Origin of the sequence: Streptomyces sp. VNUA24 (genome assembly GCF_029167005.1) — a bacterium.
GTDB lineage: Bacteria > Actinomycetota > Actinomycetes > Streptomycetales > Streptomycetaceae > Streptomyces > Streptomyces scabiei.
On the sequence record NZ_CP119143.1, the window covers coordinates 1,559,114 to 1,585,162 of the forward strand.

The window sequence follows — 26,049 nt, forward strand, 5'->3', positions numbered from 1 at the left end:
CGCTGTCGCGGGCGCCCCGCCGGGACCGGCATGCCCTCGGGGTCAGGAGACGGGCGGGCCGTCGTCCGCCGTCCGCTCGCGCCCGTCGGTGGTCGCGTCCCTTGGATCCGCGTGTGCGGCGGCGGCTTGCGCCCGGGTCAGCGCGGCGTCGAGCGCCTTGTGGACCTCGTCGGACAGCTGCCGGGTGAGCGCCCAGTCGACGACGAGACCGGCGATCTCGCGCAGTTTGATGTTCGTGTGCTGGGAGACGTCCCTGAGCACGTCGAATCCCTGCTGCGGACGCAGTCCCCCGAGAGCGATGATCACCCCGATCGCCTGGTCGATCACGGCATGGGACGTGAGGGCCGTCTGCAGGTGGTCGTTGTCCCGCTGCAGGTCGCTGATCCTGGTGGCCGGATCGTCCGGCTCCTGCGGATGGCGCACTTCAGCCGGTTCGGGACGGCTGCTGTGCGGGACACCCATCGTTGTCACGCTCCCCTGGCGGCTTCGGTCCCCGTCCGGACGGCTGCCGTCGGTCCGGACGGCTGCCGTCGGGACGGGGCACGGACGACAACTCCACTCCTACCCGCAAACCCCGCGTGCTCGCATCTCCCGGTCGCTTGTGTCTCTGCGCCGCCCCCGAGGCAGGAGTAGCCTCGCTGGTACGCGGAGGTCGGTTCCCGGGAGCCCATCAGCGCGAGGCTCCCTCCGTTCGGCAGTTGAGCTGAGGGAGCCATCCTGCGTGCCCCTTCAGCGAGTTCGTCCCCGTGACCACGGGGACGTGGTGTGCCGGCACGGCGGCGGGCCCTCAGACTCCGCCGGACTCCGCCCGCCCCGGCCCCTGTTCGGTGGCGGACGCCGTCCCCGCGACGGTCCAGGCCGCCGTGGCCCACAGCGAGAGCGCGCAGGCGAGGCCCACCACGAGCCGTACGCTCTCGTCCGGACCGTCCGCGAGCCAGACCGTCGTGCCCGCGGCCCCGGAAGCGACCAACAGGGCCGCCGGTACGCGAAGTCGAGGCTGGTCGAACACCACCGCCAAGGGCAGGAAGTGGAGCCCGACGACCACGGCGACCAGCGGAGGGACCAGCACCGGCACCCCCACCTGACGGCAGACCGCGACGATGGCGATGATCAGCAGCCACTGCAGCCCGTTGATCTGGTGGAACCGCCGTCGTCGGTCGGCGGGGAACGGTCCTCCTGCCGACGCCGGAAGGAACCGGCGCGCGGCGAGCATCAGCCCCACCGCGACGGCACAGCCGAGGGCGATCAGAACCGGCCGCACCACGCCCGCGAACGCGCTCGACCCCAGCAGCCACCAGCCGAGCCCGAACAACGCGAGAAAACCCACCCCTGACTTGAACATGATCAAAACCCTAGACGGGAGCGGCTCGCGGCGCCCGGGGTTTCACGGCCCGGCTCCGGGGCCACGCCCGCCCGTGCGTCCGCCCGCCCGTGCGTCCGCCCGCCCGTGCGTCCGTCCGTCTGTCCGTGTCCGTCCGTCCGTCCGCAGGGCATCCAGGGAGAACGTCTCTACTGTGTGCACAGCGAGCGACACCCGGTCCCAAGGAACGCCATGCCTCCCAGCCCCACCCCGGCGCAGTCACCGGGCACCAGCCGCAGCACCTCCGCGACCATTCCGCCGAACATCCTGCGCTGCCTCACCCCGGTCACCGACGGGTACGGGGTCGATCTACGGCCCGAGCTGACCCGGGTCGGGCTGGACGAGGAGATGATGCGGTCGGCGGCGCTGCGGGTCTCCTACCGGCAGGGCAGTGCCGTCATCCGGCGGGCGCTGGAACTCACCGGTGACGCTCATCTGGGGCTGAGGGTGGGTGCCGCGCAGCATCTGACCTCCTGGGGGCTGCTGGGCTTCGCGCAGATGGCCGCCGACACGCTGCGGGACGCCATCGAGACGGGCGTGCGGTTCCAGAACCTGTCCGGGGCGATGGTGGTCTGGTCGGCCGAGGCGGAGGAGGCCGGCTATGTGCTGCGGGCCGAACTGCCCGATCCCGCGCTCGATCCGCCCGTCGCGGTCTTCCTCGCCGAGGAGGCCTTCGCCAGCGTCGTCGCCCTCACACGGCTGAGTTCCGGGGCGGAATTCGCGCCGCGGAGCGTGGAGTTCGCCTTCCCCGCCCCGCCCGACACCGGTCCCTTCACCGAGTTGTTCCGCTGTCCGCTGCGTTTCGGCGCGGCGGGGAACCGTCTGGTGTTCCCCGCCGCCTGGGCCGCGCGGCCGATGCCGGGCCGCGACCGGGCCACCTACACCGCCGTCGTGGAGCTGCTGGGAGAGCAGGTGGCGGCCCGGCGCGATCAGCAGGACCTGCTGGAGGTGCTGGAGGTCTCGATCGCGCAGAGCCTGCCGGAGGTGCCGTCCTTCGTCGAGCAGGCCCGGCGGCACGCCTCCAGCGAGCGCACGCTGCGCCGCCGGCTGGCCGAGTGCGGCACGACGTACGAGGCGGTCGTCGACGGGGTGCGCCGGGAGCGGGTGGAGCAGTTGCTGCGCCGCCCCGAACTCACCCTGCGGGACGTCGCCCGGCGGGCCGGGTTCTCCGATGTGCGCGCGTTGCGGCGGGCGGTGCACCGCTGGCACGGAGTGTCCCCGGCCCGGCTGCGCGAGGCGTCGCGGCGATAGGGCCCCGGCCCGTCAGCGCGTACGGATCCAGACCGTCTTCTCCCTGGTCCACTGCGCGAACGCGTCGGTGGACTTCTCCGCGCCGCCGAACCCGGACTGCTTCCAGCCGCCGAAGGGCGTGGTGATGTCGCCCTCGCTGTAGGCGTTGACGGAGACCACTCCGGCCTCGATCCGCCGGGCGAGCCGGAACGCGGCGTCGAGGTCGCGGGTCCACACCGAGGCCGCGAGTCCGTACTCGGTGGCGTTGGCGAGCCCCACCGCCTCGTCCTCGGTGGTGAAGGTCTGGACGGTGACGACCGGCCCGAACAGCTCCTCGGTGAGGACGGTGCTGCCCGCCGGGGCCCGGCTGACCACGGTGGGCGGGTAGTAGGCGCCGTGCGGCGGCAGACCGTGCGGGAGACCGCCGGTGTGGATGCGGGCTCCGGCCGAGCGGGCCGCGTCCACGGCCGCCGCGACCCGGTCGAGGGCGGCCCGGCTGATGAGCGGCCCCACCCGGGTGCGGGGGTCGGCGGGGTCGCCGACGGTGAGGCTGCGCGCGGCGGCGGTGAACCGGTCCAGCACCTCCTCGGCGATGCTCTGGTGCACCAGGACGCGGGAGCCGGCGGTGCAGTTCTGCCCCATGGTCAGGAACGCGCCCTCGATCATGTGGTCGATCAGTTCGTCGCCGTAGTCGAGCGCGTCCGGCAGGAGGATCTGGGGGCTCTTGCCGCCCATCTCCAGGGAGACGCGCTTGAAGTTGGTCTCGGCCGCGTCGGCCAGGACGCGCCGCCCGGTGGCGGTGGATCCGGTGAACGACAGGGCGCGCACCAGCGGGTCGCGGGCGAGGGCCCTGCCGGTGACGGAGCCATGGCCGGTCAGCACGGTGAGCACGTCGTCGGGCAGGCCGGCCTCGGCCGCCAGGGCGGCCAGGCGCAGGGTGGAGCGCGGGGTGGCCTCGGCGGGCTTGAGCAGCAGGGAGTTGCCCGCGGCGAGCGCGGGGCCGACCTTCCAGGCGGCCATGGCCAGCGGGTAGTTCCAGGGCAGGATCGCGGCGCCCACCCCGACCGGTTCCCGGCTCACCAGACCGAGGCTCGTGGGACCGGTGGGAGCGACGCGGCCGAAGACCTTGTCGGCGGCCTCGGCGAACCAGCGGATCGACTCGATCGCCGAGGGCACGTCGCCCGTGCGGCACTCGGTGATCGGTTTGCCCGCGTCCTCGCAGTCCAGGCGGGCCAGGACTTCGGCGTCGCGCTCCATGAGGTCGGCCAGGCGCAGGAGGACGGCGGCCCGCTCCCGGGGGGAGCGGCCGGACCAGACGCCGCTCGCGAACGCCCGGTGCGCCCGCTCGGCCGCCCGTACGACGTCCTGCTCGCTCGCCGCGGGCACGGTCGTGAGGCGTTCGCCCGTCGTGGGACTGACGATGTCGAGGCCGGTCTCGACGGCGGTGGTCCGCGGGCCGCTCATGCCTCCTCCACCAGTTCCCAGCGGCCGCCGGCGACCTGGCGGGCCAGCCCTCGGCGGCGCAGGTCCTCCAGATAGCGGGCCATGCCCCGCTCGCCCCGCCTGCGGAACAGCGGGAAGAGTTTCGGCAGCAGGTTCGGCGCCAGCATCGCGAACCGCACCAGCCAGGACTCGCCCGTTCTGACGTAGGACTCCAGACGGGGCCTGTCCAGCAGGCTCACCACCGCCCTGACGACGTCGGCGGGCTGCTGGGGCGCGTCCTGGAACTGCATCGAGTTCCCTCCGTCGACGGCCTCCTGCCGGAGCATCCGCGTGTCGGTCGCCGACGGGAGCACCGAACCGGCCTGGATGCCCTTGCCCCGCAGGTCCAGCCCGATGGCGAGCATCGCGCCGCGCAGCCCGAACTTGGAGGCGGTGTAGATCGGGGTCTCGCCGAGCGGGAAGATCCCGCCCAGGGAGACGGTCGTGACCACCCGGGGGTCGGCGGACGCCCGCAGCAGCGGGACGGCGAGCCGGGTGGTGACCAGCGGGGCGACCAGGTTGACGTCGATCTCCCGCTCGATGCTCTCGACGCTGCGCACGTCGAACCGTTCGGCGCTGGTCATGCCGAGGTTGTTCACGAGGACGTCGACCCGGCCGTGGGTGGTCGCGACGCCGTCGAGCAGTCGCCGTACGGCGGTGGCGTCCAGCAGGTCGCAGCCCAGCCCGGCATGGCCGGTCCCGGGCAGCTCGGCGGCGGTCCGCTCGGCCCGCTCCCGGTCGATGTCGACGACGAGGAGGCTCGCCCCGCCCGCCGCGAAGCGCCGGCACAGGGCGCTGCCGATGCCGCCGGCGCCGCCCGTCACGAGGATGACCTTGTCGTGGAAGTCGTACGTCATGACGCCACCGCTTCCTGCCGGGCGGAGGCGGCGCGGGGCGGACGGCCCGCGGTGCGCCATCCCAGGTCCCCGGCCACCTTGCCGAGGTGTTTCACGAACGCCTCGCTGTGGACGTAGCCGGTGTGGCGGGGCGAGTCGACGAACCGCAGTCCCCCGGACAGGTCCGGCCGGTCGGCGCGGATCCTGCGGGCGAACCGCTCGGCGGTCGGCAGTCCGGCGCGAGTGTCGCGGATGAAGGAGGCGATGAGCTGCGCCTGGCTGTCGAAGAGCTGGTAGGCACCGGAGTTGGTCTCCACGAAGCCGACGCCGAACAGGCCCTCGTGCTCGCGGGAGAAGGAGGACAGGTAGAGGTCGGGGTGCTGCTCGTCGCCGAAGTACTTCTGCGCGACCGGCACCCGGTGGACGTATCCCGTGGCCAGCAGGATCAGGTCGAACTCGTCGCTGGTGCCGTCGGTGAAGCGGACCGTGCGGCCCTCGGTGTGCGCGATGCCGGGCCGGGCGGTGATGTCGCCGTGCTGGAGGTGGTGGATCAGCTGCGAATTGAGGGCCGGGTGGGTCTCGAACAGCTTGTGGTCCGGCTTCTGCAGGCCGAGCCTGCGCGGGTCGCCGTTGAGGAGTCGCAGCAGGCCGCCGAACAGCTTCTGCTGCAGCCACATCGGCAGATGGGGCCCGCCCGCGGCGATGGTGTCCACCGGTCGGCCGAACAGGTGCTTGGGGATGAACCAGTAGCCGCGGCGCATGCTGATCGCCGCGTGGTCGGCGGAGCGCGCGGCGTCGCAGGCGATGTCCAGTCCGGAGTTCCCCGCGCCGACCACGAGCACCCGCTTGCCCCGGAGTTCGGCGCTGCCGCGGTAGGTGACCGTGTGCCGGATCTCGCCGCCGAAGCGGCCGGGAAGCTCGGGGACGTTGGGGTGCCACTGGGACCCCGTGCAGACGACGACCTGCCGGTGCGTACTGGTCCGGCCGTCGGTCCGGGTGACGGTCCAGCGGCCGTCCGCGTTCTTGTCGACGCTCCGGACCTCGGTGCCGAACTCGATGCGGTCACGCAGTCCGTAGGCGTCGGCGAACGAGGTCAGGTAGGACAGGATCTGCCGGTGCGGCGGGTAGTCGGCGAAGTGGTCCGGCATCGGATAGCCGCCGAAGCCGGACAGGGTCCGGCTGGAGATGAAGTGGGCCGACTCGTACATCGGGCTGCCCGGGTTGTCGATGTCCCACAGCCCGCCGGGTCCCGTGTGGCGCTCGATGTGGGTGTACGGCAGGTCCCGCTCGGCGAGCGCCCTCGCGACCGCCAGTCCCGCGGGTCCCGCACCGATCACGCATGTGTCGTCCTGGTGCTCAGTCACCGGTCCGCTCCCTTCTCCGCTGCTTCTGGAACGGGAACCTACGCAGCGGCGGGCGGCCGGGAACTGACCGCTGCGGCCATGGAGGGGACCACAGCGGCCACGGGCGGGCCGCCGGCGCCCGCGGACACGGTCAGGGGCCGGCGTGGCGCCGCAGCAGGGAACGGACGCTGTACGGCTGCACCTCCAGGAGGACGATGGTGGTGTTGGAGCGGACGACGCCGGGCGCTTCGAGCACCAGGTTCGTGATGCGGTGCAGATCCTCGGTGTCGCGGGCCACGACCCGGGCGAGCAGGTCGCCGTCACCGGTGGTGACGAGCAGCTCGACCACCTCGGGGATGCGCAGGATCGCCTCCCCGGTGGGCGCGCCCACGCGCTGGCTGATCGACATCGTGATCAGCGCCAGCAGCGGATAGCCGAGAGCCGCGGGGTCCACGCGGCGGCTGGGCTCCTTGAGCACGCCGCTCTCCTCCAGCCGCTTCAGCCGGGCGTGCACGGTGTTGCGGGCCAGACCCAGCCGGTCGGCCAGGGCCAGCGTGGTGGCGCGTGGATCCGCGTCGAGCGCCAGGAGGATCCGGGCGTCCAGGGCATCGAGGGTGTCGGCATGTCGCATGGTGCCCATGGTCACACATCATCTTCGAGCCATATTGAGCATAGTGCTCAATCTTTCTGTCACATATTGCGCATTCCAGGGGTCGTTTCTAGGTTCTCGCCATGCAAAAAGCTCAGAGTGACAGCAGCCCGCCGCACGCGATGTCCCTGGTCGGCGACCGGTTGTGGGGCGATGAGGACGAGGTCGTGGCGACCGCCATGGGCTATGCCTGGCGGCGCATCATGCAGGCTCCCGACCAGGTGGCGAGCGCTCGTCCCGCCCGGGACCTCGCCGTCGCCGCGGGCCCGGCCATCACCCCGCGGGGCATGGGCGGATCCGCGGTGCTCAGACTGTTCGACCAGGTCCTGTCCCCCGCCACCCGCGCCCAGAACGGGCCGACGAACCTCGCGTACATCCCGGCGGCGCCCACGCGTGCCGCGCTCGCCTTCGAGGCGGTCACCGGAGCGGCGAACATCTTCGCGGGAACCTGGGAGTCCGGAGCGGGCGCGATCCACGCCGAGAACGAGGCGCTGCACTGGCTCACCCGGCTCCTCGGTTGGCCGGACACCGCGGCCGGATGCTTCGTCAGCGGCGGCACCCTGGGCAATCTCTCCGCCCTCATCACGGCCCGGGCCGCCGCCGGTGCCGCGCGGGGGCGGCCGGCCGACGGCTGGAGGATCGTGTGCGCGGAGAGCGCCCACTCCTCCGTCGCCTCCGCCGCCCGCGCGATGGACGTGGACCTCGTCACCGCGCCCGTGGACGCGACGGGTCGCCTCACCGGATCCGCCGTGCACGCGGTCCTGGAGTCCACCACCGGTGTCTTCGCCGTGGTGGCGACCGCCGGGACCACCAACGCCGGGCTGATCGACGACCTCGACGGCATCGCGGACGCCTGCGCACACCACCAGGTGTGGCTGCACGTGGACGGGGCCTACGGCGGGGCCGGCCTGGCGGCGCCCAGCGTGCGGCATCTCTACACCGGCATCGAGCGGGCCGACAGCTTCATCGTGGATCCGCACAAGTGGCTGTTCGCGCCCTACGACTGCTGTGCGCTGCTCTACCGGGACCCGGCCGCGGCCCGCGCCGCGCACCGCCAGTCGGCGAGCTATCTGGACGCCATCGACCGCGATGTCCACAACCCGGCGGACCTGGCCCTGCACCTGAGCCGCCGTGCCCGGGGGCTGCCGTTCTGGTTCAGCCTGGCCGTCCACGGAACCGACCGCTACACACACGCCGTGGAACGGACGCTCGCCACCAGCCGCCTGGTCGCCGACGCGATACGCGCCGCCGACCACCTGCGGCTGATCATCGAGCCCGAGCTGTCCGTCCTCCTCTTCGACCGGCCGGGGTGGAGTCCGGGCGACTACGCGGCCTGGTCCGCCCGGGCCGCCGAAACGGGCACCATCCTGTGCGTGCCGACGCTGTGGAACGGCGCCACGGTGCTGCGCCTGGCCTTCGTCAACCCGGACACCGACGCGGAGGACGTCATCCGCACGCTCGGCACCCTCCGCTAGCCGGCCCGCCAGGAGCAGGCCGCCGTTCCCCCGACCGTCACGGGGAGGCCGAGCACCGCGCCGGAGGCCGCGGTCGGGTTCGTCACGCCGTACCGGGCCGTGGTGACGAAGAGGCGGCCGCCGTCCGGGGGCAGGCACACGGACGTGGGGTGCGGGGCGGGGACGGTCAGGGTGCGCAGCGGGCGGCCGTCGGGGTGGTAGCGGCGGACCGTCCCTGCGCCCCACAGCGCGACCCAGAGGCACCCCTCCGCGTCGACGGTCATCCCGTCGGGGCTGCCCTCGTCCTTTCGCAGTCGCGCGAAGGTCTCCGGGGCGCCGCGCAGGTCGCCCGAGACGGGGTCGACCCGGCAGCGCAGGACGGTGCCGACGGCCGTGTCGGCGAGGTACATGACGGTGCCGTCGGCGGTGAACGCCGGACCGTTGGCGATGGTCAGGCCGTCGAGGACGCGTACGACGGTGCCGTCGGCGTCCGTGCGGTACAGCGACCCCGCTCCGGGGGTGGCGTCGTAGGCCATGCTGCCCGCCCAGAAGCGCCCGGCGGGGTCGGCGACGCCGTCGTTCATCCGGCTGGGGGCGGGGGTGCGCTCCTCGGGGCGGTCCAGCCATTCCAGGGCGCCGTCGGGCGTGAGCAGCGCGATGCCGGTGCCCGCGGCGGCGATCCAGGTGCCCGGGCGGCCGTGGACCGGCGCGACGGCGCCCAAGGGCACGTCGAGACGGGCGAGTTGGCCGGGGCCGGTGCCCGCACGGTCGTCGCGCAGTTCGAGGAGCCGGCCGCTGAGGATGTCGACGTACACGTACCGTCCGTCGAACCAGCGTCCTCCTTCGGCGAGTTCGTACGCTCCGTCCACGACGAGGGTCGCCGACGCTTCCGTCGAGGTCATGTGTCGTCTCCTGGTCAGCGGACGGTCGTGCCGTCGGGCCGGTCGAGCAGGGCGAGTTCGTCCCGGGTGGGAAGGCCCTCCCAGTCGCCGCGGGTGGCGACGGCGAAGGCCGCGGTGGTGACGGCCCGGTGCAGCCGGGCCGGGACGTCCGCGCCGTCGAGGAGGCCGGAGAGGTAGCCGGCCACGAAGGCGTCGCCCGCACCGACCAGGTCGACGGCGTCGACCCGGCGAGCCGCCCGGTCGGCCGACCCCTCGGCGGTGAAGCCGGTCGCACCGCGGGCGCCGCGTTTGACGACCACCTCGGTCACGCCCGCGGCCAGGATGTCGCGCACGGCCTGGGACTCGTCCGCACGGGGCCGTTCCAGCACCAGGGGCAGTTCGTCCTCGGAGGCGATGAGCAGGTCGGTGCGGGCCAGCAGCGGCCGGAGCGCGGTGCGGGCGCGGTCGGCGGTCCACAGCCGGGAGCGGTGGTTGACGTCGAGGCACACGGTGATGCCGGCGTCGCGGGCCGCGGTGGCGGCGGCCAGGACCGCCTCGGCCGCCGAAGGGCTGAGCGCCGGGGTGATGCCGGTCAGGTGCAGAACGCGAGGGCCCGGAGCCAGTGCGGGCAGGACGTCGGCCGGGGTGAGGGCCGAGCCGGCCGATCCGGCCCGGTGGTAGTTGACCCGGGTGAGCGTGCCGAGGCGGGGTTCGGTGATCAGCAGTCCCGTGGGGCGGCCGGTGTCGTCGGTGCTCGCGTGGCCGGTGTCGACGCCCTCGGCGCGCAGGGTGCGCAGGACGAGCGCGCCCAGTTCGTCGGCGCCGACCCGGCCGGCCCAGCTCACCCGGTGTCCGAGCCGGGCGAGGCCGATGGCGACGTTGGACTCGGCTCCCGCGACGGACAGTCCGAGGCTGCCGCCGAGGCGCAGGGGGCCGTGGGCGCGGAACGCCGCCATGGTCTCGCCGAAGGTCACGACCTCGGGCGGGTTCCGGTCCGTCGGTGTCGTCACGGCGCCTCTCCCCCGGTCACCTCGCGGAACCGGGCCGCACGGACGCGGAGCCGCTCCAGGTCGCCGCCGTCGGCCGCGTCCCCGACCAGGGGTGAGCCGACACCGACGGCGAGGGCGCCGCGGTCCAGGTAGGCGCGGGCGGCCTGTGCGTCCACCCCGCCGACGGGCACGAACGGCACCTCCGGGAAGGGGTCGCGCAGGGCCCGCAGGTAGGCGGGTCCGCCCAGCATGCCGGGGAAGAGCTTGATCGCGGCGGCGCCCCGGGCGAGGGCGCCTTCGATCTCGGTCGGTGTGAGGGCGCCCATCAGCACGGGCACGCCGTGGGGCGCGAGCCCGTCGACGAGGGCGGGGGTGACGAGGTAGGAGGCGCCGGCGTCCACGGCGCGGGCCGCGTCCGCCGCCGAGCGTACGGTTCCGGCGCCGAGGAGTGCGTCGGGCCCCAGGTCCGCGCGGGCCTGCCTGATGACGCTCAGGGCGTCGGCGGTGGTCAGGGAGACCTCGATCGCCGCGATCCCCTCCTCGGCGAGGGTGTGGACGGTGCGCAGGGCGGCGGCGGGATCCTTGCCCCGTACGATCGCCAGCAGGCGGTGGGTTCGGAGGGATTCCACCAGGTTCATGGGAGCGGGCTCTCCTTGGGTTCGGGGTGTGGGGGCCTGGTGGTGCTCACCATTCGGTGAACGCCCCGTCGGCGCCCCGCCAGACGGGGTTGCGCCAGCGGTGTCCGGTCTCGGCGGCCCGGCGGACCGCCTTCTCGTCGATGTCGACGCCGAGGCCCGGGCGGGTGGAGGCGACGGCGTACCCGTCCCGGAAGCGGAAGGGTTCGGGGTCCATCACGTACTCCAGCAGGTCGCACTGCCGGTTGTAGTGGATGCCCATGCTCTGTTCCTGGATGAGGAAGTTCGGCACGGAGAAGGCGATCTGCAGGCTCGCGGCGAGGGCGATGGGGCCGAGGGGGCAGTGCGGGGCCATGGCGACGTCGTAGGTCTCGGCCATGGCGGCGATGCGGCGGACCTCTGAGATGCCGCCGGCGTGCGACAGGTCGGGCTGGGCGACGGCGATGCCGCTGGCCAGGACCTCGCGGAAGTCCCAGCGGGAGTAGAGGCGTTCGCCGGTGGCGAGCGGGATTTTCGTGGACTCCACCAGGCTGCGCAGGTGGTGCGAGTGTTCCGGTGCGACGGGTTCCTCGACGAACAGCGGGTGCAGGGGTTCGAGCAGGGGCAGCAGCCGGCGGGACATGGCGGTGGAGGCCCGGCCGTGGAAGTCGACGGCGATGTCCCGCTCGTCGCCGAGGACGTCGCGGACGGCCGCGACGCGTTCGACGACCTCGGCGGTGCGTGCCGGGGTGTCGATGGGGGCGAGTTCGGCCGAGGCGTTCATCTTGACGGCGGTGAAGCCCGCCTTCATCTGTTCCTCGGCCAGTTCGGCGACGTCCTCGGGCCGGTCCCCGCCGATCCAGGCGTACATCCGGACGCGGTCGCGGACGGGTCCGCCGAGGAGGCGGTGCACGGGGACGCCGTAGGTCTTGCCGGCGATGTCCCACAGGGCCTGGTCGATGCCGGCGACGGCGCTGGAGAGGATGGGGCCGCCGCGGTAGAAGCCGCCCTTGGTGAGCACCTGCCAGTGGTCCTCGATGCGCAGCGGGTCCCGGCCGACGAGGTGGTCGGCCAGTTCGTGGACGGCCGCGCGCACGGTCTCGGCGCGACCCTCGATCACGGGCTCGCCCCAGCCGGTCACGCCCTCGTCGGTGGTGACGCGCAGGAACAGCCAGCGCGGGGCGACCAGGAAGGTCTCAAGTCCGGTTATCTTCAAGGGGTTTCCTCGGGAAGCGGGTCGGTCGCGAGAGCGTCGTGACCGTCCCGGGCCTGGACGGCGGCCAGGTCGTGGGACGCCTGCGCGAGCAGGGACTCGACGGCGGCCACCGCCGCGTCCGGGTCACCCGCCTCGACGGCCGTCAGCAGGTCCTGGTGAACGGGGATGGAGTCGGAGAAGTGCAGGGCGCCGTGCACGATGCGGTCGCGGACGCGCAGGCCGGCCTCGATGACGACCTCCATCCGGCTCAGCAGTTCGTTGTGCGCGGCCTCCAGCAGGGCGCGGTGGAAGGCCAGGTCCGCCTCGACCATCGCCTCCGCGTCCGTGCCGGCCGCCGCCATCGCGTCGAGCGCCCGGCGCAGTGCGTCGAGGTCGGCGGGGGTCCGGCGGGTCGCGGCGAGCCGTGCTCCGGCGGGTTCGACGATGGCGCGGACCTCGGCGAGGTCCTCCAGGAAGCCGTCGGTGGGGGCGCTGCTGCCCTGCCAGCGCAGCAGGTCGCTGTCGAGCAGGTTCCAGTCGGCGCGGGGACGGATGGTCGTCCCGCGTTTCTGCTTCGATTCGAGCAGGCCCTTGGACGCCAGCACACGCAGCGCCTCGCGCACCACGGTCTTGCTGACGCCGAGTTCGGTCTCGAACTTGACCGGGTCCACCACGGAGCCCGGAGGGTAGTCGCCGCGGATGATGCGTCGGCCCAGTTCCTCCACCGCCTGGCCGTGCAGCCCCCTGCCGGGATGGGTCACCACGTTCTCCGTTTCCGTGCCGGTCCTGTGCGGGGCGGCCTGGTACCCACCGTCGGGGACGTCGTACCCACCGTCGGGGACGTGCCGCTCACGAGGACTCCTTCATGACGCTCCATCCTCCATCAACCACGAGACTCGCTCCGGTCACATAGGAGGCGTCCGGTGATGCCAGGAAGGCGACGGCGGCGGCGACTTCCTCCGGCTGTCCGAACCGTTTCGCGGCCGTGGCCGCCACGCTGCGCGCGCGGTCGGCCTCCGGGATCCCGTCCCACGCGGCGGTGAGGACGGGGCCGGGCAGAACGGTGTTGACCCGGATGTCCGGTCCGTACTCGACGGCCAGCTGCCGCCCCAGTGAGCACAGGGCGCCCTTCGCGGCGGCGTAGGCGGCATGACCCGGCAGGCCCATGACCGCGTGGACCGAGGAGGTGAGGACCACGCACCCCTCGGCCTCGCGCAGCCGGGACGCGAAGGTCTTCATCCCGCGCCAGGCCGGCTTCAGCAGGACGGCCATCTGGCCGTCCCACTCGGCCTCGCTCAACTCGTGCGCCGCCTTGTTGAGTTGAGCGAAGGCGTTGCTGTGCAGGACGTCCAGCCGGCCGTGGTGCTCGTCGACGTGCCGGGCCAGGTTCTCCCAGTCGGCGGCCGAGGTCACGTCGCAGCGGACGTACTCCGCCCGTCCGCCGCCGTTCTCGATGTCCGCGGCCAGCGCCTTGCCCGCGGCGTCGTCCACGTCCGTGAGCACGACGGTCGCGCCCTCGTCGGCGAGTCTTCGGGCGGTGGCCGCACCGATCCCGTGCGCGGCGCCGGTGATCACCGCCACGCGTCCCGCCATCCTGCGGCACTGCGTCATCGTGTCCGTCTCCTGTCTCGCTGCTGCACCCACCATAGCTGTTTCAATTAATTATGAATATATCTTGACGGCGTGGTGATGTCGCTCCAACACTGACCGGCAGACAACAGGCGCCTCCCGCACGAAGCCAGGAAGGACCTCACCCCGATGAGCCGCACCACACACCTCCGCAGAAAGAGCCGGGCCGCACTCGCAGTGACCCTTGCCGCCACCGCCCTGCTGATCTCCGCCTGCGGGGGTTCCGGCGGTTCGAAGGACCCCGCCCTCCAGGAACCCGCCAAGCCCGGTGAGAAGGTCGACCTGCGCTTCTGGTCGTGGGTTCCCGGCGTGGACAAGGCCGTCGACAAGTGGAACGCCACCCACCCCGACATCCACGTCAAACTGGAGAAGATCCCGGCGGGCAGCAGCGGCGGCTACGCGAAGATGCGCGCCGCGCTCAAGAGCGGCAACGCACCCGACCTGGCCCAGGTGGAGTACCAGGAGATCCCGTCGTTCCTGCTGGACAAGGGCCTGGTGAACCTGTCCCCGTACGGCGCGGACAAGGCCCGGTCGAAGTTCGTGGACTGGCAGTGGCAGCAGGGAGTCTTCGGCTCGGCCGTCTACGCGATCCCCCAGGCGTCCGGTCCGATGGGCCTGTTCTACCGCGCCGACCTGTTCGAGAAGTGGGGCATCGAGCCGCCCGCCACCTGGGACGAGTTCGCCCGGGCCGCGCAGAAGGTCCACGACGCCGACCCGAAGGCGTACATCAGCACCTTTCCCCCCGGCAACTCCGCCTGGTTCACCGCGCTCGCCTGGCAGGCCGGCGCGAAGTGGTTCGGCGTGGACGGTGACACCTGGTCGGTGAACATCGACTCCCCGCAGACCCTCAAGGTCGCCGCGTTCTGGGACGACCTGCGCAAGAAGAAAGTGATCAAGACCGAACCCGACTTCGCCAACGGCTGGTACAAGGACCTGCAGTCCGGGGGCATCACCTCGTGGGTCAGTGCCCAGTGGGGTGACGCCATCATCAGCGGAAACGCTCCCAAGACCAGCGGCAAGTGGGCGGTCGCCCCCATGCCGCAGTGGACGAAGGGGGCGAACGTCTCCGCGAACTGGGGCGGTTCCTCCACCGCCGTCCTCAAGGGCGCCCAGCACATCCCCGAGGCCCTGAAGTTCGCCGAGTGGCTGAACACCGACCCCGCGAGCGTCGACCTGCTGCTCCAGGGCGGATACGGCTGGCCCGCCTCGGCCGACGGGTACAAGGGCTCCTCCCTGGACAAGCCGTCGCCGTTCTTCGGGGGCCAGAAGTACAACGAGGTCTTCGCGCAGGCGGACAAGAGCATCGACAACTCGTGGAAGTGGATCCCGACGATCGACGCCACCTACCAGCATCTCAACGACGGCTTCCAGGCCGCCCTGGCCAGCAAGGGCTCCTTCGTCTCCGCGGTCGAGCAGGCACAGCAGCAGACCGTCGACGACCTCAAGCAGAAGGGACTGAAGGTCTCCACCGGCAAGTGACCGCCTCCGGAGGGCACGACACGGCCCTCGTCGTCGTGCCCTCCGGACTCCAGAAAGAACCCGGATGACCACCCGAGCGCCCCGCCGCCGCAGAAACCTGGCGCCCTTCGCCTTCGTCGCGCCGTTCCTCCTGCTGTTCCTCCTGGCCTTCGCCCTCCCCATCGGCTACGCCGTCCACCAGAGCGTCATGGACGTCGAGTACACCGGAGCCCTGGGGCTCGGCGGCAGCCACAGCGTCTTCGTGGGGCTGAACAACTACTCCGACGCGCTGTCCGACCACACCTTCCTGCGCAGCATCGGCCGCGTCCTGCTGTTCGCGGCCGTCCAGGTGCCGCTGATGGTCGCGTTGTCCGCCGGGCTCGCGCTGCTGCTGGACAGCGCCTCGGCCCGAGGCGTGCGGTTCTTCCGCGCCGCCTACTTCCTGCCCTACGGCGTCCCCGGCGTCATCGCGTCCATCCTGTGGGGCTTCCTGTACGTACCGGGAGTCAGCCCTCTCGTGGACGGCATGCGCCATCTGGGGATCTCGGTCGACCTGCTCGGCGGAGACACGGTGCTGTGGTCCATCGCGAACATCGTCACCTGGGAGTTCGCCGGCTACAACGTCCTCGTTCTCGTCGCCCAGTTGCGCACGATCCCCGCGGAGCTGTACGAGGCCGCCCGCATCGACGGCGCCGGTGCCTGGGCGACGGTCCGGCACGTCAAACTGCCGCTGCTGCGCCCGGCACTCATCCTCACCACGGTCTTCACCATCATCGGCACGCTGCAGCTGTTCGCGGAACCGCTGGTGCTCAAGCCCGTCTCGTCGAGCATCGACAGCGCCTACACCCCCAACCTCAGCGCCTACAACGAGGCGTTCACCAACGACAACTACCACCTCGCCGCCGCCGAGGCGGTACTGCTCGCCCTCGCCGCGTTCGTGCTCTCCTTCGGATTCCTGCGGCTGATCAACAAGAAGGGAGGGGACGCGTGAGCCTCCGGACACCGGCCCGCACGGTCCCGCCGAGGGACGAGACGCCGGCCCCCGACGACGGACCGACACCGCACGGCGGCATCACCGGGGTCACCACGCGCAGCCGCATCCTGGTCACCGGCCTGCTCGTGGCGGCCGCCGGATACTTCCTGCTCCCGGTGTACTGGTTGGTCGTGGCGTCCACCAAGTCCACCGGCGACCTGTTCGGCACCTTCGGGCTGTGGTTCGCCCGTCCCCGGTTCCTGAGCAACCTGCACCAGGTGGTCACCTACGACGGCGCGATCTATCTGCGCTGGGCCGCCAACAGCGTGCTGTACGCGGGCGTCGGCGCGGGCGTGGCGACGCTCCTGGCCGCGATGTGCGGCTACGCGTTGGCCAAGTTCTCCTTCACCGGCCGCGACACGCTCTTCAACATCGTGCTGGGCGGCGTCCTGATCCCCGCGACGGCACTGGCCCTGCCCATGTACCTGCTGTTCAGCAAGGCGGGCCTGGCCAACACCTACTGGGCCGTGCTGCTGCCGAGCTTCGTCAGTCCCTTCGGCGTGTACCTGTGCCGGATCTATGCCGCGGCCTCGATACCGGACGAGCTGCTGGAGGCCGCCCGCATCGACGGCGCGGGAGAGGTCCGCATCTTCACGGTCGTGGGACTGCGCATCATGACCCCCGCCCTGGTGACGATCTTCCTCTTCCAGTTCGTCGGCATCTGGAACAACTACTTCCTGCCGCTGGTCATGCTGTCCGACTCCAAGCTGTATCCCATCACCCTCGGACTGACGTCGTGGCAGTCCTTCGCCGACCGCCAGCCGCAGCTCTACCAGCTGACCGTGGGAGGCGCCTTCGTCTCCGTCGTCCCGCTGATGATCGCCATGATCGCCCTGCAGCGCTTCTGGCGCAGCGGCCTCACCGAGGGCAGCGTCAAGGGCTGACACCACCGGAACGTACGCCTGCGTGAGGGTGGGGAGGGCACCACAAGGGGAGGGGCGGATCGCCCCTCCCCTGCTCGTACGGCCGCCGAAGGGTCACCGCCCCTTCGGAACCGCGGCCTTCCGGAACACGTCGTGGACCAGTTTGGGGCGCTCCTCACCGAAGGTGATCAGGCCCATGACCGAGATGCCGTTGTAGTCCTGGTTGTATCCGGCTCGCTGCTTGTAGTCCTTGAGCACCCAGTAGGTGAACCCGGCGACGAACTCGCTGCGCGCGGTCACCTGCTCCCAGTGGGCGGTGAAGCTCGCCGCCTGCCACTCCTCCGTGCCCTGCGTGGTGGCGGAGCCGTGGGTGCCGGCCACGGACCAGGTGCCGTTCTCGGTGATCAGGATCGGCTTGTCGGGATACTTCGCGTGCACCGCGTCCAGGGTGGGTCCGAGGTCGGCGTCCTTGCCGTAGAAGTAGCCGAAGTACTCGTTGAAGCCGATGACGTCGGCGAGGTCGAACGCGGGGTCGTTGCTGGTGTTGGAGGCCCACGTCACCGGGCGGGCGGTGAGGTCGACGGACTTGACGGCCGCCTTCAGGTCGGCGAGCCAGGCCCGGTAGACCGGGGCGCCGCCGGTGTCGATCTCCGACTCGTTCTGCAGTCCCCACAGGATCACCGAGGGGTGGTTGTGCTGGTTCCACGCCATGGTCAGGGCCAGGGCGCGGGCGAGGCCGTAGCGCTCGGTCTGGAGCTTCTCCTGGGCGGTGTTGAGCCACATGGTGTCGATGTCGTCCATGACCAGCACGCCGTGTTCGTCCGCCCAGTCGTAGACGTACGGGTGGCGGTTGTAGACGCAGTTGCGCAGGAAGTTGGCGCCCACCGCCTTGACGTGGCCCAGTTCCCGGTCGTACTCGGCCGGCGTCATCGCCCTGCCGTGCGCGGCCGTCTCCTCGTGCCAGTTGAGGCCCTTGAGGAACAGCGGCTCGCCGTTCAGTCTCATCCGGGCGTCGGCGACCGTGAGTTCGCGGACGCCGTACCGGGTGGACAGCGTGTCCACCCGCGGACCCGCGTGCCTTCCGGCGGTCAGGGTGGCGCGGGCGGTGAGCGTGCGCGGCGCGGCCGGGCTCCAGCGGGGGGCGCCGGGTATGCGGACCGCGACCCGTACGACACCCGCCGACCGGGCGGGGATCCGGGCCGCGACGACGGTGGGCCGGCCGCCGCTGCCCCGGCCGGGGTCGAGGGTGAGCCGGCCGTCGAAGTCGGCGGCGCCGTGGTTCTCGACGACCGCGTGGGCCTCCAGGCGTCCGTTCTCGGTGGACACGAGCAGTTTGGCGAGGGTGACCTTCGGGACCGCCTCGATCCAGACCGACCGGGTGAGTCCCGCGTAGGGCCAGTAGTCGACGGGCTTGTAGGGCAGTTCGTGGTCGTCGGTGACGGGCTGCGGCGTCGCGGAGGTGTAGTCGGTGTAGCTCGCGCGGCGGAAGACGCGTACGGCGATCGTCTGGCGGGTTCCCGGCCGCAGGGCACCGGCGACCGGGAGCGCGAAGGGCGAGTTGGCACCCTCGTGCTTGCCGAGGTGTCTGCCGTCGAGCCAGACCTCGGCGCTGTAGCCGGCGGCCAGGAAGGCGATGCGGACGTGCCGGGCCCGCCAGGACGCGGGTACGTCGACGGTGGTGCGGTACCAGGCGTAGCCGTCCTCGAACGCCGTGCCCTTGCCGAAGGGGGTGGACTCCGAGCCGAAGCCGGGGGTGTCCAGCAGGTCCCAGGCCGACGGGACGTCGATACGGCCCCAGCCCCGGTCGTCGTGGCGCGGGGACTGCCAGCCCTGGTCCAGTCCCTCGTCGGCGGGGTCGAAGCGGAAACGCCATCGCTTGTCGAGGGACAGGTACTCGCGCGTGGGCTCGTGGGTGCGCCGGCCGTCGAAGGCGGGAAGCACCGTGCCGTACTGGAAGACGACGCGGGTGCCGCCGATGTCGCGCACATGGGTGCCGGAGGGTTCCGTGGCCGGGTGGGAGTCGAGCACCGGGCCGTTCGCGGGGGCGGAGGCGGAGCCGTCCGCGGCGAGCGCCGTCTGCGGCCAGGCCGGCAGGGCGACGGCGGCCACGCCGAGCGCCGTGACGACGGTGCGCCGTGACGGGTGGATGGGTTCGGTCATGGCACATGAGCCTGGGCAGTCCCGACACCCCTGTCAAGCATTATTCATAATTAATGAATTGAGCTACCGTGCCCTCATGACGACACAGCAGCAAGCGATGACCATCACCCTGTGGGACTTCAGCTGGTACACCCAGGCAGGACCCGGCGAGCCGTTCGCCGACCTCGACCGCGCGTTCGCCGAGGCGGTCGACCGGGGCTTCAACACCGTGCGCGTCTGCGCCATGCCCTTCCTGCTGTTCTCCGGGCGCGTGAAGGACCCGGAGTCGATCCGGGTCCGTGGCCTGGGCGAGGAGTTCGGCCGGCGCACGCGCTGGTACGACGTGCGCGGCGGCTATCCCCTGGACGGCCGCCGGCGGCTCGTCGAGCTGTTCGAGGCGGCCGCCCGCCACGACTGCAAGGTGATCGTGTCGTCCTGGGAGTACCAGCAGTCCCCCAGCTTCGCCGACACCGACGCCTGGCACCGCGCCCTGGCCGAGGTGCCCGGCCCGGACCGCGCGGAGGCCGTGGCCGAGTCGCTCGCCGGGCTCCTCGACTCCCTCACCGAGCGCGGACTGGCCGAACAGGTCGCCTACGTCGAGGTGCACAACGAGGTCGACAACTGCTCCCTGGTCCCGCGCGACGGCGTCACCCACTACGCCTACCTGTACGGCCCCCTCGACCGCGCCGTGAAGCTGCTGCGGGCCCGCCACCCCGGCGTCACCGTCACCTACTCGCTGGGCGAGCCCTGGCCGGGCGAGATCGACGACCTGCCGGAGGGGGCGCAGGTCGCCCACTTCCACTTCTACGTCTACGGGGTGCTCGGCGCCCTCTACGAGGCGGTCGGACTCGGCCACGGCACGGAAGCCGCCCCCGAGACGACCACGTGGCCCACCCCCGAACTGGCCGCCATGCTGCGCCCCGACGCACCCGCCTTCGCCGACCACCAGCCCGACGAGCCCTGGCGCCTGGCCGCCACCGGCATCCCGCGCGAGTTGTTCTACGCGCACGACTGGGTCGACCCCGACCGCTGGGACCTGTGGCTCTACGAGAACTACGCCGCCCACCGGCAGGCCATGCGGGAGACGCTGGCCTCGTGGGTCGACTCCGTCGCCGCGTTCGCCGCCCGCCGGGGCATCCCGGCCGTCCTCGGCGAGGGCGTCGTGGGGTACACCCCGCTGCTGACCCGCTTCGAGGAGGACGCCGTCGGCAAGGACATCGCCGAGTTCGTCGTCGACCGCTGTCTCGCCGCGGGCTTCCGGGGCGTGGTCCTGACCTCCAACGCAGCCCCGCACCACCCCATGTGGCACACCGACCGCGACTGGATGCGACGGGTCAACGCCCGCGTCACCGCACCCTGACGGCGGCGGCATCCACCCGGATCCCCTCTCCCGTTCCTGCCTAACCCTATCGAGATTCGATAGATTCCCATCGCAACTCGATGGAAGGACAGGTCATGGGAAAGCTGACCGTGGGGGCGTTGCGCGCCGTGCTCGTGGTGGTGCTCGTCGGCACCGTGTTCGTCCAGGTGTCGATGGTGTACACGCTGGTCAGCGGCAACGATCCGGAGGACGGCTCGCTCCCGCTGACCCCGCTGCGCGTGATCACGGCCCTGGGCATGGTGGCGGCCCAGGTCGTCCTGGTCTGCGTCTGGCGGCTGGTGACGATGGTGCGCCGCGGAACCGTGTTCTCCCACGCCGCCTTCCGGTACGTGGACTACGTGATCGGAGCCATCGCGGCCGCCTCGCTCCTGTGGTTCGCGGTCACCGCCCTGAACGCGCCGGGCCAGCGGGACGACCCGGGCGTCACCGTCATCATGGCCGGTGTCGGCGTGGCCATCCTCGGGGTCGCGCTCCTCGTGCTGGTCCTGCGGATGCTGCTCGCCCAGGCCGTCGCGCGCGATGTCGCGGCGACGCGGATGCAGGCCGAGCTGGACGAGGTGATCTGAGTGCGACACGAAGTCGCTCCCGCTGAGTGGGTGATGCGCGAGGAAAGGCAACGCAGCGCATCATCCCGGACCAGTGTCCAGGTCCGTCCCCACGTTCGCGTGCGTCACCGGTAACGGTGGGGTGCGAAGCCGAGCGGAAAGCCCAAGGGGGTCCCGGCCATCGGGACGCCACAGGTCAGGGGAAGGCTGGACGGGCGAACGCAAGTGAACCCTTGATGATGTCTCGTTACCTCGCGGTCGCAGATGGCGGAATCGGCGACCTTTAGGATCTGGCGCTGGAAAGCGCAAAGCGACCCCTGAGCTCAGATACAGGGAAGCGGACACCGCAGATCCCGGGATTAAGAGGGCGCCCACCCCAGCCGTATCTCAAGGAGTGGAACGTGGAAACCCCGTTTGGGTCCGGACGTCGTCCGGTAGGCCGGAGGTAACGATGGCTCAACTCCCCAGCGGGACAGGATGATCCGAGAAGCGAATGCCGGTAGGGCGAAAGCCCAGAGGAAATCAGGGAGCCCCCTCAACTCCTCGCATAACTCGCCGGATACGGGAAACGATCCCGGCCCGAAAGGGAGCCCACGCGGATCAGGTAGGCCCGCAAGATGACCTGTCACAAGAATCGGAACCACAGGGCAAGTTAGACGCTAAGGGGAGGCGGAGATGAGCACAATTGAGGCCACGATGTCTACCGACGCGAACGGACCTGTGGACCATGCGAACGTCTGGAACAACATCGATTGGGCTCCAGCGGAAGCATCGGTACGACGACTGCGCCAGAGGATCTTCGCGGCTACGCGGAACGGGGACCTGAAAAGGGTCCGTAACTTGCAGAAGCTCATGCTGAGATCACGCGCCAACACATTCGTAAGTGTGAAGCGCGTGACCCAATTGAGCCCAGGCCGCCGGACGCCCGGGGTGGACCGACATACTGCCCTCACTCCGCAGGAGCGAGGAATGTTGGTATCGGAGTTACTTGCCGGCGCCAGCAGCGTGAAGGCTCATCCAGTCCGGCGGGTGTACATCCCGAAGAGCAACGGGAAGCAGCGCCCGATTGGAATCCCGGTCATTCGGGACCGGGCTCATCAGGCCCGGGTGAAGAATGCTCTGGAACCAGAGTGGGAAGCCCGGTTCGAGGCGCGGAGTTACGGCTTCCGTCCCGGCCGGGGCTGTCAGGACGCCATCCAAACGATCTATCTGGTGGCAAAAAGCGGAGGGCGCAGGCGATGGGCCCTCGACGCCGACCTGTCAGCGGCCTTCGACCGCATCAACCATGACCACCTGCTGTCGGTCATCGGAACCTTTCCTGCAAAGGACATGGTTCGTGGCTGGCTCAAGGCCGGCGTCATGGACAGCGGTCGCTTCTCGCCTACAAGCGAGGGAACCCCGCAAGGTGGGGTCATCAGCCCTCTGCTTCTCAACATCGCCCTCCACGGGATGAGTACGGCTGTCGGTTGTCTCGAAGGCGCCACGCCCTGGAGCCGCAGAGACGCACCGGTGCTTGTTCGGTACGCAGATGACTTCGTTGTGCTCTGTCACAGCGAGGCGGAAGCACACCAAGCCAAAGAGAGATTGACGAACTGGCTGGAGCCGAGAGGGCTGTTCTTCAATGAGGAGAAGACTCAGGTCGTTCATCTCGAAGAAGGGTTTGACTTTCTCGGGTTCAACGTGCGCTCCTACAGCGGGAAACTGCTCATCAAACCGAGCAAGGATGCCGTCAAGAGGATCCGGAAGAGGCTCCGAGATGAGATGCTTGCCCTGAGAGGAGCAAACGCGGACGCGGTTATCCGCAAGCTCAGGCCGATCATCCGCGGATGGGCCACCTACTACCGGACGGTGGTGTCCAAGGATATATTCAGCGCCTTGGACGACTATGTGTGGCTGCTCACTTACAAGTGGGCGAAACACAGCCACCCGAGGAAGCCCAGGTACTGGACTGTTGCGAGGTACTTCGGGCGGTTCAATTCAACCAGGATGGACAACTGGGTATTTGGCAGCCGCGTTTCTGGTGCCTATCTCTACAAGTTCAACTGGACCCGGATCGAACGGCACGTGCTCGTCAAGGGAGGAAACTCCGTCGACGACCCGACGCTGACCGACTACTGGGCCAGCCGCCGAAAGAAGAATATCCCGGCAACGATCGACCGCACGTCGATCACGCTGGCTGCCCGCCAGAAGGGGATCTGCCCGCTGTGTAAACAGCCCTTGATCTCCGGTGCCGAATACGAACCAGACAGCCCGCGTGAATGGGCTGCATGGTTCTCGGCATCCATGAAGCCACTGCACAAGCACCACTTCATGTATCGGCGGGACGGCGGCTCGGATGAAAGAACCAACCTCCGCCTCGTACACGCCGAATGCCACCGCCAGCATCACGCAGGCGATAACAGGAAGGCCACGCAAGCATGACCAGTTCACGTAGCCATCAGGGCCCGCTTGAGCCGGATGCGGTGAACAGCCGCACGTCCGGTTCTGAGGGGGCCGGGGCGCGGAAACGCGCTCCGGCTACCCGACTGCCCATCACCGTCGACATCGACGTGATGCTGGCCAGGCGGAAGATGTCCGTGGGAGAGCTGGCGGACCGTGTGGGGATCACCCCGGCCAACCTGGCGGTGCTCAAGAACGGCCGCGCCAAGGCGGTCCGCTTCGCGACGCTCGCCGCGCTGTGCGAGGTGCTCGACTGCCAGCCGGGCGACCTGCTGCGCTGGGAGGCGGAGGACACCGTGTCATAGACGCGCCCGGGGCGTTTGACTGCCGCACTGAGGGCTACTTGCCGTAGTGACACCGAGGTCAGACCTGTCAGGGAGTGATGAACGGTGGCACGAGAGCAGAAGGCCAAGGCGAAGAAAGAAACGATCAAGGGCAAGGCCAAGGAGGCGGCGGGCCGCGTGCTGGGCAACGAGCAGATGGAGGCCGAGGGCCGCGGCAGCCAGGCGAAGGGCGACGCCCGCCAGGCCAAGGAGAAGACGAAGGACGTCTTCCGGCACTGACGATCCACACCCTCGACGGACCCCCGACGAACCGCGGGGGTCCGTCGGCCGTTCCGCCTCAGCCGGCCGTCGGCCAGGTCCGCAGCAGGGCGGCGATCCTCCCGGCCGTGCAGGCGGGGTCGAGGAGCAGGTCCTTGAGGGCGACGGCGTCCTCGCGCGCGGGCTTGACGGATATCCCCGACGCTTCGAGGTACATGACGCCGGTGGCCGCGGCGACCGCCATGTTGGACCGCTCCAGCCAGCGGCACCGGCCGAGGGTGTGGACCAGGGCGGCGGCCTTGGCGTAGCGGCCGTCGTAGACGGGCTGCTCGAACAGTTCGGCACGGTGGCGGGCTACCGCCGAGAGGGGGACGCCGTAGTCGTCGGGCGCCGGATCGTTCGCCCCGGCGACCTCGGCGACCTGCAGGATCCAGGGGACGTCGATGTGCAGATCCATCAGGCGGCGCGCGTTCCCCGAGGTGTCGCCTCCGCTTCCTCGGCCTCGTCGAAGACGGCCTGGTGCTCGGCCAGGAAGCGGGCGGCGGCCTCCACCCCGCGGGCGCGCAGGCCGCCGACGTCCTCCTGCACCAGCCGGGCCAGATAGTCCCCGATGCTCAGCCCCAGGTCGGCGGCGCGCCGCTTCGCGAGGTCCGCCACATCCTCGTCCACGCGCGCGCCCAGCTGCTTCTTCGCCATGGAGGCATGGTAACAGCCGTTACCACACCTCGGACAGGTTCGGGCGGCGCGGGCGTCCCTCTTCGGCAGCGCGTCCCTTCGGCACCGGCCACCGACAGCAACTCGCCCACACGCAAGCCTCTTTGGGGGCGCCCGTCCCTGCGGAACCGTTTCACCCCCGGGCTCGTGTCCTCCAGCACAAAGGTGGTTCCACACCGTTGGAGCACCGGTGAAGGGGGAGGGCCATGGGGGAGATACGCGAGGGAGCCCGGTGGGGGGCGTGGGCCGTGGGCGGGGTCGTCGGCCTGGCGGTGCTGTACGTGGTCGGCGCGTTCGCCTTCGGCGGCGCGGCCTGGATCACCGCCCCGTTCCGGGGAGCGGCGGACGAGCGCGAGAACACGGTCGGCTCGGGCGAGTTCCGGCAGAGCACGTACGAGGAGTTCTTCCAGCTCTGCGAGGCCGCGCAGAACGCCGAGGGGACGATCAAGGCGCTCGAGGAGGAGCGCGAGAACGCCTCGAAGACGCGCACGGCACAGATCGACCAGTCGATCACCGCGCTGAAGGCCACTCGGATCGAGTCGGTCAACGACTACAACTCCAAGGCCGCCCAGGAGCATCGCGCGCCCTTCCGCGACAAGGACCTGCCCTACCGGCTGGATGCCGACGCCGAGCGCACGACGTGCACCAACTGATCCGCATCCCGACACCGGAAGAGGGCAGCACCGTATGAAGAAGTTCGCACGCCTGGCCCAGGCCGCCGCCGTGACGCTCGTCGTGGGCCTCGCCCTGACGTCCTGCACCGATGACTCCAGCCAGGACAAGGAGAACGCCGCAAAACAGCAGAACTACGACCACCTCGTCGCCCAGCAGCCGGCGGGCCGCATGGAGTACTCGCCGACCCGCGAGGCGATCAACCAGTGGATCAAGACCTGGGGGAAGCGGGGCAAGCTCTCGTACGTCTACATCCAGAACGCCAAGGGCGATTACGGGTACTTCATCATGAAGGGCCTGCCGGTGCCGCGCTGCAAGATGCTCACGCCGACGGAGAAGGTGGAATCCTCCTCCGAGGGCATCGCGGTACTCGCCCAGCCCGGCATGGACGGCACGTACACCTCGGGGTCCACCTGCAACGCCTACTACGGTTTCGACGCCACGACGGGCGCGTACATGGAGTTCACGGTCGGCACGAACCAGTCGTTCTTCCTGTTCGACAAGCCCATGACGATGCCGGAATACGCCAGCGCCAAGCAGTTGGGCCCGACATCGGTGAAGGATGTCGCGAAGCGGTCCTGAGCGGCCGGGAGACGACGCC

At 70.6% G+C, this 26,049-nt stretch carries 27 protein-coding genes; 12 read left to right on the forward strand and 15 right to left on the reverse strand.

The window, feature by feature from the left end; translation table 11 throughout:
• Nucleotides 1-42: 42 nt before the first annotated feature.
• A complete protein-coding gene (locus PYR72_RS06350) occupies nucleotides 43-462 on the reverse strand; it encodes an ANTAR domain-containing protein (protein ID WP_275454329.1) in 420 nt (139 codons plus the stop codon).
• Nucleotides 463-787: 325 nt separating this feature from the next.
• On the reverse strand, nucleotides 788-1,342 hold the full coding sequence (locus tag PYR72_RS06355) for a hypothetical protein (protein ID WP_275454330.1): 555 nt from the start codon (nucleotides 1,340-1,342) through the stop codon (nucleotides 788-790).
• Between the two features lie 210 nt (nucleotides 1,343-1,552).
• Here PYR72_RS06355 and PYR72_RS06360 point away from each other — a divergent pair, with 210 nt between their 5' ends.
• On the forward strand, nucleotides 1,553-2,611 hold the full coding sequence (locus tag PYR72_RS06360; protein WP_275454331.1) for an AraC family transcriptional regulator: 1,059 nt from the start codon (nucleotides 1,553-1,555) through the stop codon (nucleotides 2,609-2,611).
• Nucleotides 2,612-2,623: 12 nt separating this feature from the next.
• On the opposite strand, the gene PYR72_RS06365 is transcribed toward PYR72_RS06360, so the two are convergent.
• The 4 genes from PYR72_RS06365 to PYR72_RS06380 form a co-directional block, all read right to left on the reverse strand.
• Nucleotides 2,624-4,054 carry an aldehyde dehydrogenase family protein gene (locus tag PYR72_RS06365; RefSeq protein WP_275454332.1) on the reverse strand — a complete coding sequence of 477 codons (1,431 nt, stop codon included), beginning with the start codon at nucleotides 4,052-4,054 and terminating at the stop codon, nucleotides 2,624-2,626.
• Nucleotides 4,051-4,929 carry an SDR family oxidoreductase gene (locus tag PYR72_RS06370; RefSeq protein WP_275454333.1) on the reverse strand — a complete coding sequence of 293 codons (879 nt, stop codon included), beginning with the start codon at nucleotides 4,927-4,929 and terminating at the stop codon, nucleotides 4,051-4,053. Before PYR72_RS06370 ends, PYR72_RS06365 begins: the two co-directional genes overlap by 4 nt.
• Nucleotides 4,926-6,272, reverse strand: coding sequence for an NAD(P)/FAD-dependent oxidoreductase (locus PYR72_RS06375; protein WP_275454334.1), 1,347 nt, complete (start codon nucleotides 6,270-6,272; stop codon nucleotides 4,926-4,928). The genes PYR72_RS06370 and PYR72_RS06375 overlap by 4 nt, the downstream gene beginning before the upstream one ends.
• 130 nt (nucleotides 6,273-6,402) lie before the next feature.
• Nucleotides 6,403-6,882 carry an Lrp/AsnC family transcriptional regulator gene (locus PYR72_RS06380; RefSeq protein ID WP_275454335.1) on the reverse strand — a complete coding sequence of 160 codons (480 nt, stop codon included), beginning with the start codon at nucleotides 6,880-6,882 and terminating at the stop codon, nucleotides 6,403-6,405.
• A 101-nt stretch (nucleotides 6,883-6,983) separates the two neighbouring features.
• Between PYR72_RS06380 and PYR72_RS06385 the strand changes: the two genes are divergently transcribed.
• Nucleotides 6,984-8,375 (forward strand): aminotransferase class V-fold PLP-dependent enzyme, encoded by a 1,392-nt coding sequence (locus PYR72_RS06385; protein ID WP_275454336.1) that lies wholly within the window; start codon nucleotides 6,984-6,986, stop codon nucleotides 8,373-8,375.
• Here the strand turns inward: PYR72_RS06385 and PYR72_RS06390 are convergent.
• From PYR72_RS06390 to PYR72_RS06415, 6 genes are all read right to left on the reverse strand, one after another.
• A complete protein-coding gene (locus PYR72_RS06390; protein ID WP_275454337.1) occupies nucleotides 8,372-9,256 on the reverse strand; it encodes an SMP-30/gluconolactonase/LRE family protein in 885 nt (294 codons plus the stop codon). The two genes, PYR72_RS06385 and PYR72_RS06390, sit on opposite strands and share 4 nt — an antisense overlap.
• A gap of 14 nt (nucleotides 9,257-9,270) precedes the next feature.
• On the reverse strand, nucleotides 9,271-10,245 hold the full coding sequence (locus PYR72_RS06395) for a sugar kinase (protein WP_275454338.1): 975 nt from the start codon (nucleotides 10,243-10,245) through the stop codon (nucleotides 9,271-9,273).
• Entirely contained in the window at nucleotides 10,242-10,862 is a 621-nt protein-coding gene (locus tag PYR72_RS06400; protein ID WP_275454339.1) for a bifunctional 4-hydroxy-2-oxoglutarate aldolase/2-dehydro-3-deoxy-phosphogluconate aldolase, read from the reverse strand. Before PYR72_RS06400 ends, PYR72_RS06395 begins: the two co-directional genes overlap by 4 nt.
• Before the next feature lie 46 nt (nucleotides 10,863-10,908).
• On the reverse strand, nucleotides 10,909-12,054 hold the full coding sequence (gene dgoD / locus PYR72_RS06405) for a galactonate dehydratase (RefSeq protein ID WP_275454340.1): 1,146 nt from the start codon (nucleotides 12,052-12,054) through the stop codon (nucleotides 10,909-10,911).
• On the reverse strand, nucleotides 12,051-12,797 hold the full coding sequence (locus tag PYR72_RS06410; protein WP_275454341.1) for a FadR/GntR family transcriptional regulator: 747 nt from the start codon (nucleotides 12,795-12,797) through the stop codon (nucleotides 12,051-12,053). The genes dgoD and PYR72_RS06410 overlap by 4 nt, the downstream gene beginning before the upstream one ends.
• A gap of 85 nt (nucleotides 12,798-12,882) precedes the next feature.
• Complete coding sequence (locus PYR72_RS06415; protein WP_275454342.1) at nucleotides 12,883-13,644, reverse strand: SDR family oxidoreductase; 762 nt, start codon at nucleotides 13,642-13,644, stop codon at nucleotides 12,883-12,885.
• A gap of 147 nt (nucleotides 13,645-13,791) precedes the next feature.
• Between PYR72_RS06415 and PYR72_RS06420 the strand changes: the two genes are divergently transcribed.
• The 3 genes from PYR72_RS06420 (at nucleotide 13,792) to PYR72_RS06430 (ending at nucleotide 17,037) form a co-directional block, all read left to right on the forward strand.
• Entirely contained in the window at nucleotides 13,792-15,141 is a 1,350-nt protein-coding gene (locus PYR72_RS06420) for a sugar ABC transporter substrate-binding protein (protein ID WP_275454343.1), read from the forward strand.
• Between the two features lie 64 nt (nucleotides 15,142-15,205).
• Nucleotides 15,206-16,111, forward strand: coding sequence for a sugar ABC transporter permease (locus PYR72_RS06425; RefSeq protein ID WP_275454344.1), 906 nt, complete (start codon nucleotides 15,206-15,208; stop codon nucleotides 16,109-16,111).
• On the forward strand, nucleotides 16,108-17,037 hold the full coding sequence (locus PYR72_RS06430; RefSeq protein WP_275454345.1) for a carbohydrate ABC transporter permease: 930 nt from the start codon (nucleotides 16,108-16,110) through the stop codon (nucleotides 17,035-17,037). Before PYR72_RS06425 ends, PYR72_RS06430 begins: the two co-directional genes overlap by 4 nt.
• A gap of 93 nt (nucleotides 17,038-17,130) precedes the next feature.
• Here the strand turns inward: PYR72_RS06430 and PYR72_RS06435 are convergent, their stop codons facing one another.
• Nucleotides 17,131-19,176: a glycoside hydrolase family 2 TIM barrel-domain containing protein gene (locus tag PYR72_RS06435; protein WP_275454346.1), complete on the reverse strand. Its 2,046-nt coding sequence runs from the start codon at nucleotides 19,174-19,176 to the stop codon at nucleotides 17,131-17,133.
• 76 nt (nucleotides 19,177-19,252) lie between these two features.
• Between PYR72_RS06435 and PYR72_RS06440 the strand changes: the two genes are divergently transcribed.
• The 5 genes from PYR72_RS06440 (at nucleotide 19,253) to PYR72_RS06460 (ending at nucleotide 24,083) form a co-directional block, all read left to right on the forward strand.
• Nucleotides 19,253-20,515, forward strand: coding sequence for a cellulase-like family protein (locus PYR72_RS06440; protein WP_275454347.1), 1,263 nt, complete (start codon nucleotides 19,253-19,255; stop codon nucleotides 20,513-20,515).
• A gap of 95 nt (nucleotides 20,516-20,610) precedes the next feature.
• Complete coding sequence (locus tag PYR72_RS06445) at nucleotides 20,611-21,102, forward strand: DUF2975 domain-containing protein (protein ID WP_275454348.1); 492 nt, start codon at nucleotides 20,611-20,613, stop codon at nucleotides 21,100-21,102.
• A gap of 654 nt (nucleotides 21,103-21,756) precedes the next feature.
• Nucleotides 21,757-23,502: a group II intron reverse transcriptase/maturase gene (gene ltrA / locus PYR72_RS06450; protein WP_343245516.1), complete on the forward strand. Its 1,746-nt coding sequence runs from the start codon at nucleotides 21,757-21,759 to the stop codon at nucleotides 23,500-23,502.
• 104 nt (nucleotides 23,503-23,606) lie between these two features.
• Nucleotides 23,607-23,825 (forward strand): helix-turn-helix transcriptional regulator, encoded by a 219-nt coding sequence (locus PYR72_RS06455; RefSeq protein ID WP_275460342.1) that lies wholly within the window; start codon nucleotides 23,607-23,609, stop codon nucleotides 23,823-23,825.
• An 84-nt stretch (nucleotides 23,826-23,909) separates the two neighbouring features.
• Nucleotides 23,910-24,083 carry a CsbD family protein gene (locus tag PYR72_RS06460; protein ID WP_275454349.1) on the forward strand — a complete coding sequence of 58 codons (174 nt, stop codon included), beginning with the start codon at nucleotides 23,910-23,912 and terminating at the stop codon, nucleotides 24,081-24,083.
• 58 nt (nucleotides 24,084-24,141) lie between these two features.
• Here the strand turns inward: PYR72_RS06460 and PYR72_RS06465 are convergent, their stop codons facing one another.
• Nucleotides 24,142-24,519: a fic family toxin-antitoxin system, toxin component gene (locus tag PYR72_RS06465; RefSeq protein WP_275454350.1), complete on the reverse strand. Its 378-nt coding sequence runs from the start codon at nucleotides 24,517-24,519 to the stop codon at nucleotides 24,142-24,144.
• Nucleotides 24,519-24,758: a hypothetical protein gene (locus PYR72_RS06470; protein WP_275454351.1), complete on the reverse strand. Its 240-nt coding sequence runs from the start codon at nucleotides 24,756-24,758 to the stop codon at nucleotides 24,519-24,521. Before PYR72_RS06470 ends, PYR72_RS06465 begins: the two co-directional genes overlap by 1 nt.
• 224 nt (nucleotides 24,759-24,982) lie before the next feature.
• On the opposite strand from PYR72_RS06470, the gene PYR72_RS06475 reads away from it, so the two are divergent.
• Together PYR72_RS06475 and PYR72_RS06480 are read left to right on the forward strand one after the other, a co-directional pair.
• Nucleotides 24,983-25,429, forward strand: coding sequence for a hypothetical protein (locus PYR72_RS06475; protein ID WP_275454352.1), 447 nt, complete (start codon nucleotides 24,983-24,985; stop codon nucleotides 25,427-25,429).
• Between the two features lie 34 nt (nucleotides 25,430-25,463).
• Entirely contained in the window at nucleotides 25,464-26,030 is a 567-nt protein-coding gene (locus tag PYR72_RS06480; RefSeq protein WP_275454353.1) for a hypothetical protein, read from the forward strand.
• The last annotated feature ends 19 nt before the right edge of the window (nucleotides 26,031-26,049 follow it).

Coding starts and splice junctions, on each gene's coding strand:
- PYR72_RS06360 (WP_275454331.1), top strand. CDS start 1,553: ATGCCTCCCAGCCCCACCCCGGCGCAGTCACCGGGCACCAGCCGCAGC.
- PYR72_RS06475 (WP_275454352.1), top strand. CDS start 24,983: ATGGGGGAGATACGCGAGGGAGCCCGGTGGGGGGCGTGGGCCGTGGGC.
- PYR72_RS06440 (WP_275454347.1), top strand. CDS start 19,253: ATGACGACACAGCAGCAAGCGATGACCATCACCCTGTGGGACTTCAGC.
- PYR72_RS06385 (WP_275454336.1), top strand. CDS start 6,984: ATGCAAAAAGCTCAGAGTGACAGCAGCCCGCCGCACGCGATGTCCCTG.
- ltrA (WP_343245516.1), top strand. CDS start 21,757: ATGAGCACAATTGAGGCCACGATGTCTACCGACGCGAACGGACCTGTG.
- PYR72_RS06445 (WP_275454348.1), top strand. CDS start 20,611: ATGGGAAAGCTGACCGTGGGGGCGTTGCGCGCCGTGCTCGTGGTGGTG.
- PYR72_RS06465 (WP_275454350.1), bottom strand. CDS start 24,519: ATGGATCTGCACATCGACGTCCCCTGGATCCTGCAGGTCGCCGAGGTC.
- PYR72_RS06470 (WP_275454351.1), bottom strand. CDS start 24,758: ATGGCGAAGAAGCAGCTGGGCGCGCGCGTGGACGAGGATGTGGCGGAC.
- PYR72_RS06415 (WP_275454342.1), bottom strand. CDS start 13,644: ATGACGCAGTGCCGCAGGATGGCGGGACGCGTGGCGGTGATCACCGGC.
- PYR72_RS06365 (WP_275454332.1), bottom strand. CDS start 4,054: ATGAGCGGCCCGCGGACCACCGCCGTCGAGACCGGCCTCGACATCGTC.
- PYR72_RS06400 (WP_275454339.1), bottom strand. CDS start 10,862: ATGAACCTGGTGGAATCCCTCCGAACCCACCGCCTGCTGGCGATCGTA.
- PYR72_RS06425 (WP_275454344.1), top strand. CDS start 15,206: ATGACCACCCGAGCGCCCCGCCGCCGCAGAAACCTGGCGCCCTTCGCC.
- PYR72_RS06480 (WP_275454353.1), top strand. CDS start 25,464: ATGAAGAAGTTCGCACGCCTGGCCCAGGCCGCCGCCGTGACGCTCGTC.
- PYR72_RS06435 (WP_275454346.1), bottom strand. CDS start 19,176: ATGACCGAACCCATCCACCCGTCACGGCGCACCGTCGTCACGGCGCTC.
- PYR72_RS06370 (WP_275454333.1), bottom strand. CDS start 4,929: ATGACGTACGACTTCCACGACAAGGTCATCCTCGTGACGGGCGGCGCC.
- PYR72_RS06355 (WP_275454330.1), bottom strand. CDS start 1,342: ATGTTCAAGTCAGGGGTGGGTTTTCTCGCGTTGTTCGGGCTCGGCTGG.
- PYR72_RS06350 (WP_275454329.1), bottom strand. CDS start 462: ATGGGTGTCCCGCACAGCAGCCGTCCCGAACCGGCTGAAGTGCGCCAT.
- PYR72_RS06380 (WP_275454335.1), bottom strand. CDS start 6,882: ATGCGACATGCCGACACCCTCGATGCCCTGGACGCCCGGATCCTCCTG.
- PYR72_RS06420 (WP_275454343.1), top strand. CDS start 13,792: ATGAGCCGCACCACACACCTCCGCAGAAAGAGCCGGGCCGCACTCGCA.
- PYR72_RS06390 (WP_275454337.1), bottom strand. CDS start 9,256: ATGACCTCGACGGAAGCGTCGGCGACCCTCGTCGTGGACGGAGCGTAC.